General features: G+C 68.6%; 15 protein-coding genes and 1 pseudogene. 6 read left to right on the forward strand and 10 right to left on the reverse strand.

Annotated features, from left to right (window positions below; all coding sequences use genetic code 11):
- Nucleotides 1-59: 59 nt before the first annotated feature.
- Nucleotides 60-821, forward strand: coding sequence for an SOS response-associated peptidase (locus ACFVMC_RS10175; RefSeq protein ID WP_379208734.1), 762 nt, complete (start codon nt 60-62; stop codon nt 819-821).
- A 56-nt stretch (nt 822-877) separates the two neighbouring features.
- Here the strand turns inward: ACFVMC_RS10175 and ACFVMC_RS10180 are convergent, their stop codons facing one another.
- Entirely contained in the window at nt 878-1,156 is a 279-nt protein-coding gene (locus tag ACFVMC_RS10180) for a hypothetical protein (RefSeq protein ID WP_379208735.1), read from the reverse strand.
- Between the two features lie 103 nt (nt 1,157-1,259).
- Nucleotides 1,260-1,754, reverse strand: coding sequence for a Cys-tRNA(Pro) deacylase (ybaK, locus tag ACFVMC_RS10185; RefSeq protein WP_379208736.1), 495 nt, complete (start codon nt 1,752-1,754; stop codon nt 1,260-1,262).
- A gap of 270 nt (nt 1,755-2,024) precedes the next feature.
- Between ybaK and ACFVMC_RS10190 the strand changes: the two genes are divergently transcribed.
- Nucleotides 2,025-2,648 (forward strand): sigma-70 family RNA polymerase sigma factor, encoded by a 624-nt coding sequence (locus ACFVMC_RS10190; RefSeq protein WP_379208738.1) that lies wholly within the window; start codon nt 2,025-2,027, stop codon nt 2,646-2,648.
- Nucleotides 2,649-2,656: 8 nt separating this feature from the next.
- Nucleotides 2,657-2,920, forward strand: coding sequence for a mycothiol system anti-sigma-R factor (gene rsrA / locus ACFVMC_RS10195; RefSeq protein WP_379209505.1), 264 nt, complete (start codon nt 2,657-2,659; stop codon nt 2,918-2,920).
- A gap of 76 nt (nt 2,921-2,996) precedes the next feature.
- Here the strand turns inward: rsrA and ACFVMC_RS10200 are convergent, their stop codons facing one another.
- Nucleotides 2,997-3,071, reverse strand: coding sequence for a 50S ribosomal protein bL37 (locus tag ACFVMC_RS10200; RefSeq protein WP_110293457.1), 75 nt, complete (start codon nt 3,069-3,071; stop codon nt 2,997-2,999).
- Between the two features lie 89 nt (nt 3,072-3,160).
- On the opposite strand from ACFVMC_RS10200, the gene ACFVMC_RS10205 reads away from it, so the two are divergent.
- Both ACFVMC_RS10205 and ACFVMC_RS10210 read left to right on the forward strand, forming a co-directional pair.
- Nucleotides 3,161-3,376: a biotin/lipoyl-binding carrier protein gene (locus tag ACFVMC_RS10205; protein WP_356975908.1), complete on the forward strand. Its 216-nt coding sequence runs from the start codon at nt 3,161-3,163 to the stop codon at nt 3,374-3,376.
- An 18-nt stretch (nt 3,377-3,394) separates the two neighbouring features.
- Entirely contained in the window at nt 3,395-4,909 is a 1,515-nt protein-coding gene (locus ACFVMC_RS10210) for a sensor histidine kinase (RefSeq protein ID WP_379208740.1), read from the forward strand.
- 108 nt (nt 4,910-5,017) lie between these two features.
- On the opposite strand, the gene ACFVMC_RS10215 is transcribed toward ACFVMC_RS10210, so the two are convergent.
- The gene (locus ACFVMC_RS10215) at nt 5,018-5,272 is read right to left on the reverse strand and encodes a WhiB family transcriptional regulator (protein ID WP_011211115.1); all 255 of its coding nucleotides are present in this window, start codon (nt 5,270-5,272) and stop codon (nt 5,018-5,020) included.
- 252 nt (nt 5,273-5,524) lie between these two features.
- Nucleotides 5,525-6,469 carry a diacylglycerol/lipid kinase family protein gene (locus ACFVMC_RS10220; protein WP_379208741.1) on the reverse strand — a complete coding sequence of 315 codons (945 nt, stop codon included), beginning with the start codon at nt 6,467-6,469 and terminating at the stop codon, nt 5,525-5,527.
- Nucleotides 6,470-6,542: 73 nt separating this feature from the next.
- Here ACFVMC_RS10220 and ACFVMC_RS10225 point away from each other — a divergent pair, with 73 nt between their 5' ends.
- Entirely contained in the window at nt 6,543-6,983 is a 441-nt protein-coding gene (locus tag ACFVMC_RS10225) for a hypothetical protein (RefSeq protein ID WP_379208743.1), read from the forward strand.
- 77 nt (nt 6,984-7,060) lie between these two features.
- On the opposite strand, the gene ACFVMC_RS10230 is transcribed toward ACFVMC_RS10225, so the two are convergent.
- From ACFVMC_RS10230 to ACFVMC_RS10250, 5 genes and pseudogenes are all read right to left on the reverse strand, one after another.
- The gene (locus ACFVMC_RS10230; RefSeq protein ID WP_379208745.1) at nt 7,061-7,792 is read right to left on the reverse strand and encodes an endonuclease V; all 732 of its coding nucleotides are present in this window, start codon (nt 7,790-7,792) and stop codon (nt 7,061-7,063) included.
- Between the two features lie 14 nt (nt 7,793-7,806).
- Nucleotides 7,807-8,304, reverse strand: coding sequence for a GNAT family N-acetyltransferase (locus ACFVMC_RS10235; RefSeq protein WP_379208746.1), 498 nt, complete (start codon nt 8,302-8,304; stop codon nt 7,807-7,809).
- Nucleotides 8,305-8,344: 40 nt separating this feature from the next.
- On the reverse strand, nt 8,345-8,971 hold the full coding sequence (locus ACFVMC_RS10240) for an acid phosphatase (protein WP_379208748.1): 627 nt from the start codon (nt 8,969-8,971) through the stop codon (nt 8,345-8,347).
- Between the two features lie 573 nt (nt 8,972-9,544).
- The gene (locus tag ACFVMC_RS10245; RefSeq protein WP_379208749.1) at nt 9,545-10,765 is read right to left on the reverse strand and encodes a PQQ-binding-like beta-propeller repeat protein; all 1,221 of its coding nucleotides are present in this window, start codon (nt 10,763-10,765) and stop codon (nt 9,545-9,547) included.
- 978 nt (nt 10,766-11,743) lie between these two features.
- Nucleotides 11,744-13,240: pseudogene (locus ACFVMC_RS10250) on the reverse strand (DEAD/DEAH box helicase); the annotation flags it as partial.
- Nucleotides 13,241-13,495: the final 255 nt, after the last annotated feature.

Consider the following 13,495-nt stretch of genomic DNA (forward strand, 5'->3'; position numbering starts at 1 on the left):
TCACCCCGCTGACCCCCATTTTCCCCGAACTTGTCGGCCAGCAGTGGCACGATCGAGATATGTGCGGACGATATGCGACCACGACGAACCCCGGCAAGCTGGCGGTCGAGCTGGACGCCGTCGACGAGACGGGCAGCGAAAACGATTCCAGCGATACCGGTTTCGCGAATTACAACGTCGCCCCGACCAACCGCGTGCTGACGGTCGTGGAGCGGCACGAGCATGGCCACCCCGACGACGATCCGAAGCTGCGCCTGCGCCGCATGCGCTGGGGCCTGATCCCCGTCTGGACGAAGGCGGCCGAGCCGGGCATCCCGGAAAAGGGCAAACCACTGTTCAACGCCCGCGCCGACCGGGCCGCCACCGCACCGTCCTTCCGCGACGCGGTGAAGTACCGGCGCTGCCTGGTCCCGATGGACGGCTGGTACGAGTGGCTGGTCGAGCCGGATGCCACCAAGAAGGGCAAAGTGGCCAAGCAGCCCTATTTCATGGCCAATGCCGATGGTTCCCGGCTCTACATGGCCGGGCTGTGGTCGGTGTGGCGGGACAAATCCCTGGAAAACGCCGATCCGCTGCTGTCCTGCACGATTCTCACCACCGACGCGGTCGGCGATCTGACCCGCATTCACGACCGGATGCCGCTGGTGATGCCGCGCGCGCACTGGGACGCTTGGCTCGATCCGGATCATCCGGCCCCCGCGGAACTGCTGGAAACGCCCACCCCCGATGTCGTCTCCGCGATCGTGGCGCGGCCGGTCTCCCAGCTGGTCAACAGCGTGCGCAACAACGGTCCGGAACTGCTCGACGCCGTGACCAACTGACAGGCGCGGCCGAGCGGATCAGCCCGGGCTGATCGGCTCGGCCGGGAACGCGGTGCTCAGAGCTTGCAGGGCACCGTTTCGGTGGCGAGGCTGAACCCGCATTTGATGACGCCCGCGCCCAGATCGATCATCTTGTTGACCAGTCCGCCGCCCATCTTCTCGGCCTTCTCGGGCTTGCGGGCTTCGGGCTTGCTCTCGGCCTGCTGGCCGGGGACCTCCACCTGGATGACCACCGGGTCCGCGAGTGCGGGGGCGGCCAGCGGGCCGAGGGTCAGTGCGGTCGCGCCGAGCGCCGCGACCAGGCAGCGGGTGACCAAGCGGTGCTGAGACTTCATGGGGAGCATCACATCCTCGGGTCGGACGAATCGGACCTTGCAGGAGCCGGCTTCATTACCGCACAGATCGACGGCCGCCGGTTGGATGCCACACGGTTTGTTTCTAACCTGCGGTAATCGGCGCGGTGACCGCGCCGGTCAGCCGGACCAGCTCGGGCGGGGCCAGTTCGATCTCCAGCCCGCGCCGCCCGGCGCTGCACAGCATCCGGTCCCAGGTCAGCGCCGAGGTGTCCACCACGGTCGGCAGGCGCTTGCGCTGGCCCAGCGGCGAAATGCCGCCCAGCACGTAACCGGTGGTCTTCTCCGCCTTCGACTTGTCCGCCATGACGGCCTTCGGCGCGCCGAGGGCGGCGGCAGCGGCCTTGAGCGACAAGGTGTTCGGCACCGGCAGCACCGCCACCGCCAGCGTGCCGGTGGACAGTTCGAGCACCAGCGTCTTGAAGATCTGCTCCGGCCGCACCCCGAGTTCGGCGCCGAGCGCGTCGACCGCCTCGGTGCCATAGGAATCCGAGCGCGGATCGTGCGTGTAGGCGTGTACGCGATGCGCCACCCGGGCCTGGGTCAGGGTGCGGATCGCCGGTGTCGAGGCTCCAGCCATGCTGCGACTGTAATTCGCCGGGAACACGGGGCCGCCCGCGCCTGTTGCACGCCATAGCAGTCAGTTGCCGGATGTGTGAGGAGAAGATCGGTGCCCGTAGTACTCGACGAACGTCCCGTCCTGACCGGGCCCGCCGACCCGCAGTTCCCGATCGTGGTGCAGTTGCCGGTAGATTTGGCAAGTAACCCGCCCGACCGGAGGTCCGAGGGGCGAAGCCCCGAAGCCCCGGGGGGTGTGGGGGGAACGCCCACGAAAATCGAAGGGACAGGTGTGACGAGCGACGATGTGGACGGACCGGCCGCCGCTGTCGACGAAGCGGAACTGGCACAGCGGTTCGAGCGCGACGCGCTCCCGATGCTGGACCAGCTCTACGGCGCCGCGCTGCGCATGACCAGGAACCCCGCCGACGCCGAGGACCTGGTGCAGGAGACCTACGTCAAGGCGTTCCAGGGATTCAAGAGCTTCCGCGAGGGCACCAATCTGCGGGCCTGGCTCTATCGGATCCTGACCAACACCTACATCAACTCCTACCGCAAGAAGCAGCGCCAGCCCGCGCAGTACCCGACCGACGAGATCACCGACTGGCAGCTCGCTGCGACCGCCGAGCACACTTCGACGGGTCTGCGCTCGGCCGAGGTGGAGGCGCTGGACGCGCTACCCGACGACGACATCAAGGCCGCGCTGCAGGAACTCCCGGAGGAGTTCCGGATGGCGGTCTACTACGCCGATGTCGAGGGCTTCCCTTACAAGGAGATCGCCGACATCATGGGTACCCCCATCGGTACTGTGATGTCCCGGCTGCACCGCGGCCGTAAGCAACTGAAGGGTTTGCTCGCCGATGTGGCGCGCGAGCGCGGGTTCAACCGCGGTGAACGGCAGGAGGTCAAGCAGTGAGCGACGACATGGAGCTCGACTGCCGGGCGGTACTCGCCGATGTCTGGCTGATGCTCGATGGTGAATGCGACGAGGCCACTCGTGCCCGGCTGCAACACCACATGGATCACTGCTCGCCCTGCATCGAGGCCTACGGCATCGAGGAGAAGATCAAGGGTCTGCTCAGCCGCAAATGCGGTGGCGACCGGGCGCCCGATTCGCTGCGCGATCGGCTGACGCTGGAGATCCGGCAATCGGTCACGATCACCGAGATCCGAACCGAAGAGGCCTGAGGGCCGATAAGCATTGAGCGGCCCGCGCTTCCGATGGAAGTGCGGGCCGCTCGGTGTTTCACACGTTCGCTACGCCTCAGCTGTTGGGACGCTTGCCGTGGTTGGCTGCGTTCCCCTTGCGGCTGCGCTTCTTACGTCCACGCTTACCCATGAGTAGGCTCCCTTCTGATCGAAGGTCATTCTTTCACGTGTGGTTGGCTGTACCTTCAGCGGATAGACCGAACCGAAGAAGAGGTGTCCATGGCCGAGGAAGTGCGCGCTGAGATGGTGTCGACCGTCTTGACCGTCGACGTCGAGGTCGGCGACAAGGTGCACGTGGATCAGGCACTGATCCTGCTCGAGTCCATGAAGATGGAGATCCCGGTGCTGACCGAGGTCGAGGGGGAGGTCACCGAGATCGCGGTCCGGCCGGGCCAGGTGCTGCAGGCGGGCGATCTGATCGCCGTGATCTCCTGATCGAGACGTAGAACCGACGTGGCGACTCTCAGTGAGCTTCTTGCCGAACACACCGACCTACCTGGCATCGCCGTAGACCATCTGCAACGTGTGGTGGGTGACTGGCAGTTGCTCGCTGATCTGTCCTTCGCCGATCTGCTGCTGTGGGTCGGCGCCGGGCCGGTCGCCGACGGCGCCGACGTGGTCTGCGTCGCGCAGTGCCGTCCGACCACCGCCGCGACCGTGCACCTCGAGGACAAGGTCGGTACCACCGCCACCCAGGACGATCATCCGCAGGTATTCGACGCGCTGCTCAGCGGCAAGATCGTGCGCGCGGACAGTGACGCGGAAGCGGCCGGTGTCTACCACCCGCATCCGGTGCATGCCATTCGCGAGGCGATCCCGGTGCGCTGCGGCGAGGACGTGATCGCCGTGCTGTCGCGCGATACCGACACCCAGCGGTCCAAGGTGCGCAGCACCCTGGAGATCGCGTATGTGGCCTGCGCCGACGACCTGTGCCAGATGATCTCCGACGGCACCTTCCCGACCACCGAGGACCGCGCCGCCACTCATTCCAGCCCGCGTGCCGGTGACGGGTTCATCCGCCTCGACACCGAGGGCAGTGTGGTCTACGCCAGTCCGAACGCGCTCTCGGCCTATCACCGGATGGGGTTGCAGAGCGATCTGGCCGGTCAGGATCTCGCGGTCACCACCCGCTCGCTGATCACCGACCCGTTCGACGCCCAGGAGGTGGTCGGCGATATCCAGGCGGCGCTGGCCGGGCGCACCGGCCGCCGGATGGAGGTCGAGGCGCGCGGGGCCACCGTGCTGCTGCGCACCCTGGTGCTGCGCCCACACGGTGAATTGGCCGGCGCCGCAGTCCTTGTCCGCGATGTCACCGAGGTGAAGCGGCGCGACCGCGCGCTGCTGTCCAAGGACGCGACCATTCGCGAGATCCACCATCGGGTGAAGAACAATCTGCAGACCGTGGCCGCGCTGCTGCGACTACAGGCGCGCCGTACCGAGAACGAGGAGGCGCAGGTCGCGCTGACCGAATCGGTGCGCCGCGTGACGTCGATCGCGTCGGTGCACGAAATGCTGTCCATGTCGGTGGACGAAGAGGTCGATCTCGACGAGGTGGTGGATCGGCTGCTGCCGATCATGGCCGATGTGGCGACCGTGCATACAACTCGGATCAAGGTGCGCCGGGCGGGTTCGCTGGGGGTTTTCTCGGCCGAACGCGCGACACCGTTGGTGATGGTATTGACCGAATTGGTGCAAAATGCGATCGAGCACGCATTCGATTCGGGTGAAAACGGCACGGTGACAATTCGTTCCGAGCGATCGGCGCGCTGGCTGGACGTGATCATCAGCGATGACGGCCGCGGGCTGCCCGCCGGATTCAGTCTGGAATCCTCCGACCGGCTGGGCCTGCAGATCGTGCGCACGCTGGTCACCGCGGAGCTGGGCGGTTCGATCGGCCTGCACCCCGGCGCGGATGTCGGCACCGACGCGGTGCTGCGGGTTCCGCTGGGGCGGCGTTCCGGGCGCTGAGCCCGAGATCCCTTGTGGCGCAAATAAGCCCGGCACCTGTGTGGGTGGTGCCGGGCCGAATCGCGTTGCCGGGCCGGGGGCTGTGGCCCGGTAACGCCGGGGTCGTCGCTAGACGACGGTGCGGGTCCGGGTGCGCGCGTTACGACGCTTGAGCGCCCGGCGCTCGTCTTCACTCATACCACCCCACACTCCGGCATCCTGACCGGACTTCAGGGCCCAGGACAGGCAATCGGCAGTGACGGGGCAGCGAGCGCAGACCAGCTTGGCATCGGCAATCTGCGCGAGCGCAGGACCACTGTTACCCACCGGGAAGAACAGCTCAGGGTCCTCGTCACGACAGATGGCCTTGTGGCGCCAGTCCATTCCTCTGCTCCTTTGCTGGGCGCCACAAAAGGCGCCGTCTGGTTTGTGGATCGTTCACTTGTGCGACTGGAAAGTTTCCGCACGGTTGCTTGTGAATGCTTTCACGAACACCGTAGATGTCAATAGGTATCCGGTGCACCGTGGGGAAGCTCACGCTCTCAAAGTCCCCAACGTGGGAACCTGCGGGCTCCTTTGTACTCGCTCTCCCCGGTTTTCGCAGCGCAACCGAATGTTTCAGATCGCGTTTCGTCGTCAACGAGGCTGTGGGGCCACCACTTCGAGTACCCCCGGCACCGAGGTGAAATCCACCACGTTGCGTTTTCCGATAAAGTCGCCATCGATTTGCAGGCCGATCGGCACCGCCGACTCGATGCGCACCGACGGCACGTCATCCTCGCGAAACAAATTGCGCGACTTGGGATTTCCATCGGCGGCCAGCAGCTGCCGGGCCAGCAGCAGGGTCGGGACCACATCCATCGACCGCACGGCAAACACGCCGAGACCCGCCTCGAAGGTGGTGCCCGGGTTGGTGTGCACCGGGGTCGCGTTCAGATACGTCCACGGACTGGTGTTCGTTACGAAGGCGTAATGCACGGCGTCCACCGCCGGTCGGCCCGGCACCTGGACCCGGACACCGGGCTCCCTGCGCTTGGCCCGGAAGAACTGTCGAACTGTTGTGCGGAGGTAGCGGGCCGGAGTGGCCGCGTGGCCGTTCGCACGGCTGGCGTCGATCGCCTCGCACACGTCGGCGTCCAGGCCGACACCGGCGCTGAAGGTGAACCAGCGGTCATCGGCCAGGCCCAGGCCGATCGTGCGGTCCTTGCTGAGGGTGAGCAGGTCGATCAGCTGATTGGTCGCGGTCACCGGATCCGGCGAGATGCCGAGCGCTCGGGCGAACACATTCGCCGAACCGCCCGGGATCACACCCAGGCGCGGCCGCCACACCTGACCGTCGTCGACCTGCGGCAGCGGGAGGAACCCGTTGATCGTCTCGTTCACCGTCCCATCGCCGCCGTGCACGACGATCAGGTCCATCTCGTTGGTGGAGGCCCACTGCGCCAGCTCGGCCGCGTGACCGCGGTGCTGGGTGTGCGCAACGGTCAGCTGCGTGCGGCTCTCCAGCGCGTGTGCCAGCAGATCCCTGGTCTCCGGTGTGGTGGAAGTGGCATTCGGATTCACGATCAGCAGGGTCCGCACGGTCGGAAGCCTAGTTGGCGACGGCGCGCGATCCGACATGCCGTCCCCGGGCTGTGGCTCGTAGGCTTGGCCCGTGGTTGACAGCGACAGGAATGCGGGAAGCGCGGGCGTCCCCGCGACAGTGCGCGGCGCGGGCGGGCTGGTGGCACTCGAGGGGGCTGTCGCGGTGACCGTGGCGGTCGTCCTGGTGGTGCGCGGGCTGCTCGGGCACGACCAATCCGCGACCAGCGGCTACGGCACGGCCGCGTGGTTCGGCATCCTGGGCGGCGCGGTCCTGGCCGCCGGGCTCGGGCTGCTGACCGGGCACCGCTGGGGCCGCGCCATCGCCGTGATCGCGCAGATCCTGATGCTGCCGGTGGCGTGGTCGCTGCTCACCGATTCGCATCAGCCGGTGTACGGGGCGCTACTCGGCATCGTCGCCGTCGCCTCGCTCGGGCTGCTGTTCGCACCGGCGTCCACCCGGTGGATGACCGAGGGGTACGGCGTCGATCCGAGCGCCGAGACCAAATCCTGACGGGCTCGGCGTGACCGGGTCGGGCGTGGTGCGTCGCGCATCGAGCCCCATCCGACGGGTTCGGTGGCCGGAGCCCGCTATACAGGCCGATGTGGGTCAGGCAGGTCGAGCAGGGCCTGGCGGCAGAGGCGATCGGCTCGGCGGGTGGTCTCCGGCTGGCGGTAGGCGGGGGTGAGTGCGAGCACCTGTGCGCATGCGGTGTCCAGGTCGATGCGGTGGCCGATCGAGACGAAGACCGGTTTCACGCCGGTTCGGGTGCGCAGAGCGCGGCCGACGACCTCGCCGTCGATCAGCAGGTCGGTGCTCGCGCCGCGTTCGGGAGCGGGTTCGGTGTAGTCGCCCCATGCCGACTTCGCGACGCCGAGAGTCGGTATGCCGGTGAGGATTCCGAGGTGGCAGGCGAAACCGAAGCGGCGCGGATGCGCCAGGCCCTGGCTGTCGCAGACGATCAGATCCGGTGTGGTGCGGAGCTTTTCGAGCACGGTCAGCGAGGTGGGCAGCTCGCGGAAGGCGAGCAGGCCCGGCACGTACGGGAAATCCGTGGTGCCGTGTGCGACAGCGGTTTCCAGCGGGCGCAGCGTGGCGGCGTCCAGGACGACCGCCGCAGCGGCGACCACGCCGGACTCGTCGTAGGCCGAGTCGAGCCCGGCGACGGTGCGGAATTCCGGTGCGCGCGGGTTGGTTCGGTCGACCAGCGGGCGCAGCTCGTCCTGTAGCGCCATGGCCGCCTCGGCCGTGGCGGGCCAGCTCTCCGGCCTGTGCACCCGCATTGTCATCCCGTTCTGGTCGCGGAAATCATTGGCGACCATGATAATTCGTCGACTCAGCGCGCTGTGCGGGCGAGTCGGCCCAGCTCCTCGCCGGACAGGCGGTAGCCGACCCAGTCGTCCTGTTCGACCGCGCCGAGCGAACGGTAGAACTCGATCGACGGCGTGTTCCAGGTGAGCACCGCCCAGTCGACCCGGCTGTATCCCTTGTCGACGGCTTCCTGGGCCAGCGCGGCGAGCAGCGCCTTGCCGTAACCCTTGCCGCGGGTTCCCGGCTTCACGAACAGGTCCTCCAGGTAGATGCCGTGCGTGCCCTTCCAAGTGGAGAAGTTCAGGAACCAGATCGCGATGCCCACCACGCCGGTCTCGTCCTCCACCACGTGCGCGAAAAGCGCTGGGGCCGAACCGAACAGCGAGTCATGCAGCTGCTCGACGGTGAGCGTGCACTCCTCGCGTGCGCGCTCGTACTCGGCGAGGTCGTAGACGAGCTCGACCATGGCGGGCACGTCGGCGGGGGTGGCGCGGCGGATCACACCGTGGCCGGGGTGAGTCATCGGGTCACTCCGTTCTGTGGAGGCAGGCTGTGGGAGGGGGTCATCGGGCGACGCCGTTCTGCGGTAGGAGGTTGTGCGCGTGGATGGTCCGGGCGTCGTGGTCGTAGCCGAGCACGCTGAGCGCTGCTGTCGACATGGCGAATCGGCGGCCCTCGACCAGTGCCAGCTCCGCCCAGCGGGCGATCAGCGCGCGGGAGAAGTGGCCGTGACCGACCAGCACCACGTCCCGTTCCGCCAGCACCGGCAGCGCCGAGTCGAGCACCCGATCCGCGCGCGCCTGGACCTCGGCGGCCGGTTCGCCGCCAGGCACGGCGCCGGTCCAGATGGTCCAGCCCGGGGCATTCACCCGGATCTCCGGCGTGGTGCGGCCCTCGTAGTCGCCGTAATCCCATTCGACCAGATCGTCGTCGATCGCGTAATCGGTGAGGCCCGCCAGCTCCGCGGTGCGCACCGCTCGCTGCCGCGGGCTGACCAGCACCAGCGGATCCCGCAGTTTCAGCTCGGCGATCAGCGGCCCCGCGGCCCTGGCCTGCTGTTCGCCGAGTTCGGTCAGCGGCAGGTCGGTGCGTCCGGTGTGCTTGCGGTCCCTGGACCACGCGGTTTCGCCGTGCCGTAGTACGACCAGGCGGGCATCACCGCGGTCCGTGGTACTCGATTCGATCGACATGCGTCCATCATGCTCGATGCCTGCGCGTCTGCTCGCCTGCTCGCCCACGCCAGCTGCGCGCCTGGCTCACCCACGCCAGCTGCGCGCTTGCCTGTTCACTGACCTGCGCCTGCGCTGCTCGCCCCGGCTGTGCGCCTGCCTGCCCGCGCACTCGGGTGCCCTCCTGTCCGCTCGCCCGGCTGCTCGCATCCTCGCCCGGCTGCGCGCTTGTCTGTTCACTGACCTGCGTCTGCGCTGCTCGCCCCGGCTGTGCGCCTGCCTGTTCACCGACCGCGCCTGCCTGCTCGCCCGGCTGACTGCTCGCTCGGTTGCCTGCTCGCTCGCCCGATGTGCCTACTCGCGAGCGGCGGTGGGCGCTCGGTCGGTCGGCGAGCAACGGGGTTCTTGCCGAGGGCGCGCGGCGAGCTCGGTGTGGGCCGCGCGTTCCAGGCGCCGGGCCGCGCTCCCCGAATCGGCCGCCGGTGCCCTCATGGGCGCCCTGCGCTCATGTTCGGTCGGGAGTCGAATTGGCGCTATTCGATCTCGACAGGCCCCGATTCGACTCCGGCGGATACGCGTAGGCGCAGTGGCGGGTCAGCTGCCGAGTGCGTACAGTTCGCGGCCGCGGTGTTCCAGGACGATCGAGCCGGCTACGGCCAGGGAGATGGCCGAGCCGTCGAATCCGGTGCGCTGCATCGGAATCCGCTGTACCTCGGCGCCATTGGCCGGGTCCAGGGCCACCAGGCCGTCCGCGACCGGCAGCAGCAGCTTGCCTGCCATCAGTGCGGGGGTGCCGAGGGCGCCCGCGGCTGTCCAGACCGGGTCGAAGGTGGTGGCGTGCAGGGCGATCAGGCTGTTGCCGGTGAAAACCAGGTAGGCGCCGCCGATCCGAACGGTGTCGGTGTTCTCGGCGAGCGGTGCCGAAAGCTGGTGCTCCACAACGGGATTGCCGGTCGAGTCGTAGACGGCCAGGCGCGGCGCGGTGGTGTCGGCGCCGGGCAGATAGACCGCGACGCGGCTCTCGGACACCGCGATCACCCGGGCCAGCGGGGAATCCGCGCCCACGCCGTTGAGCACCCGGGAGCCGTACTCCTCGGGCACCGTGTTCTCCTTCGGCGCCGGATTGAGCACACTCAACCGGTTGGTGGTGTCCTCGGGGCACTTCTCCAGCACCGCCAGCCGCGACGGACTCGAACCCGCCGACAGCAGGGTGCAGTCCTTGCGGGGCTGTGTCTTCGCGTTCACCGGCGCGTCCACATACCCGTATTCGAGCGTGCGGACCAGGTCCGAGCGCCACATTTCCAGACGGTTCTCGCCCTGAGCCAGCAGATAGGTGCCATCCACCGAGAGCTGGACCGCCGGATCCATGTAGCTGCTGCGCGCGGTTCGCCGATCACCGCTCTCACCGGCCAGCATGGTGGCCTGCGAGCAGCCGCGCTGATCCTTGTAGACCGCCACCACCGTGCCGAACTGGGATTCCAGCCCGCACAGCGGCATGTCTCGGCGATACCGCCACAGCTCGGTCCCGGTGCGGGCGTCGCGCCCGGTGACAGTGCCGCCCTCGCCGGTGATCACCGCGCCCGCGGCGGTCATGGCTCGATGGGCGGCACTGTCGGGTGCATGCCAGAGTTCACGCAGGCTGGTAGGCAGCTTGTCCGCGGTCGGTGGCGCCGACGCCGGGGTCGCCGCAGTCACCGATTCGGTTCCCGTGGCATCGCCACGAGCCCACACCACCAGCGCCGCGACCACCACTAGCGTGGCGATCGCGACTGCGGAGATGATGTCGGCGCGCGTTCGCCGCTCGGGTGCGAGCACGATTGCGAGACTAGCGGATCCGCCGAATTATGCCGAAGCGGTGACCGCCGGCGCCTCGGCCGCGGCACCGTCGGCGGTGTCCGCCGCCGGTTTGCGCCGCTGTCGGCTACGTGCCGGCTTGGCCTCCGAATCCGCTTCCACCACACCGTTTTCCGCCTCGCCGCTACCGTTTCCGGTAGCCGGGGCGGTTTTGCGGGTGCGACGCCGCTTGACCGGCGCCTCGGCGTCGTCTGTGCTCGCCGCTGCGGTGTCGGTCCCGGCGGAACCGGCGCTGTCGACAGCCCCGTCACCGGCGGCCTTGCGGCTGCGCCGACGAACAGGCTTCGACTCCGCCGCGTCGGCACTGTCCACGGCCGCACCGGCCGTACCGGTTACCGCGGTGCTCGGTGCGTCCTCGAGCGCGGTCGCCTGGGCGTTCCGGCCCGCAGGCGCGGACCCCTCAGCGGCAGGCGTGCTGCCGTTGCTCGCTGAGTCGGCGCCAGTTCCGGCCTCGATACTGTCGGCGGTCACCTTGCGGGTACGTCGCCGCTTGGGCTTCTCGGTCGCCGCGTCGACGTCAGCAGTGGCCGCGTTGCCGTCGGCTGCCTCGGCAGCGTGCGCATCGGCCGTGCTCGTGTTGGTGGCGTCGCCCGCCTCGGCCGTGCTGTCGCTCGCGGTCTTGCGGGTACGCCCGCGCTTGGGCTTGTCTGCCGTTTTGCTTTCGCCGGCCTCGGCTGCTTGCGGGACGGCCGTGCCCGCTTCCGCGGAAGCGCCTTCGGTCGCCGCGCTGCGGCTCGCGCCCGCCTCGATGATCGTGGCCGTCGTGCCGTTTGCCGAGGGCGCGGTGCCTGTCGCCGTGGAACCGGCAGGCGCGGTGCCGTTCGCGGTCGCGGGTTCGGCATTCGCGTTCTCGGTCACCGTGCCCGCGGGCTTGCGGCGACGGCGGCGGCGACGGGCAGGCTTGTCCGCATCGTCGGCGGCCGGGTCGTCGGAGTCCGTGCTCGCCTCGGTGGTTTCGGCGGTCGCCGTGGCGTCCGCGCTGGAGCCGCGGCGGCGGCGGCGACGGCGGGCGGGAGCCTCGGAATCGTCCGAAACCGCTTCGGCCGCAGTCGATTCCGTGCTGGTCTCGGCGTCCACCGGCTGACCGCGCAGGGTGCGCCTGCGGTTGCGCTTACGCGGGGTGCGCGGCTCGCGGGCCTCGACCACGTCGTCCTCGTCGCGGACCGGGCGCGGCTTGCGGACCTGGCCCGTGGCGTCGGTGGGAATGCCGAGATCGGTGAACAGGTGTGGGGATCGCGAATAGGTCTCGACCGGCTCGGGGATGCCGAGGCCGAGCGCCTTGTCGATACCCGCCCAGCGATTCAACTCGTCCCAGTCGATCAGCGTGACCGCGACGCCGGTGCGCCCGGCACGGCCGGTGCGGCCGATACGGTGCACGTAGGTCTTCTCGTCCTCGGGGCACTGGTAGTTGATGACGTGGGTGACATCGTCGATATCGATGCCGCGCGCGGCGACATCGGTCGCGACCAGCACGTCGATCTTGCCGTTGCGGAACTTGGTCAGCGCCTTCTCGCGCGCGATCTGCCCGAGGTCGCCGTGTACGGCGCCGACCGCGAAACCGCGCTCGGCCAGCTCGTCGGCCACCTTCTGGGCGGTGCGCTTGGTGCGGGTGAAGATCATGGTGGCGCCGCGGCCCTCGGCCTGGAGCACCTTGGCCACCAGCTCGCTCTTGTCCAGCGCGTGCGCGCGGTAGATGAACTGGGTGGTGCGATCGTGCACCGCGGAATCGTGCGGCTCCTCGGCCCGGATGTGGGTCGGGCGGGTGAGGAAGGTGCGGGCCAGGGTGATGATCGGGCCGGGCATGGTGGCCGAGAACAGCATGGTCTGGCGTTTGTCGGGGACCATGCCGAGGATGCGTTCGATATCGGGCAGGAAGCCCAGATCGAGCATCTCGTCGGCCTCGTCCAGGACCAGCACGCCGATCTTGCCGAGGATGAGGTGGTTCTGGTTGGCCAGATCCAGCAGGCGCCCGGGGGTGCCGACGACCACGTCGACGCCGTCGCGCAGGGCCGCGATCTGGGTGTCGTAGGGGCGGCCACCGTAGATCGAGGCGACCTTCAGCGAGCCCTTGTGGTTGGTCAGGTATTTGCCGGCGTTCTCGAGGTCCGCGGTGACCTGGATGCAGAGCTCGCGGGTCGGCACGATGACGAGCGCGCGGGGCGTGCCGTCCAGCGGCGTGGTGCCCGAGTCCGCGGTGGCGACGCGGTGCAGCAGCGGCACGCCGAAGCCGAAGGTCTTGCCCATGCCGGTGCGGGCCTGACCGATCAGGTCCTCGCCGGCCAGGGCCAGCGGCAGGGTCAGTTCTTGAATCGCGAAGGTGCGTTCGATGCCGATCTCGCCGAGCGCGCGGACGATTTCCGGGCGGACCCCTAATTCGGCGAATGTCGGTGCGGTATGCGAGTCGTCCAGTTCGGCGGTCAGCAGCGTGTCGGCCACGCCGGGTTCTTGTTCGACAGTGATCTTGCTCAGGGTTCGTGCCTTCCTCGTATCGCGTCACGCGCGCACGAGACGTGGGGCGGGCCGGTCGGCCCGCGATGACCACGTATCCGCCTGTGATGTTCACCGTCCGGGCCGCTGGCGCGATGGTCGCTCCGGGTGCCGTGGTCACGGCAGCTACCTGGGACATCGGCGCGGCGCAAGGGTGATGCGGATCTGGTGCGCGCACATTTTCTCGGACATCGGATTCGTCGC

The sequence above is a fragment of the Nocardia sp. NPDC127579 genome, from assembly GCF_042672005.1.
Classification (GTDB): Bacteria; Actinomycetota; Actinomycetes; order Mycobacteriales; family Mycobacteriaceae; genus Nocardia.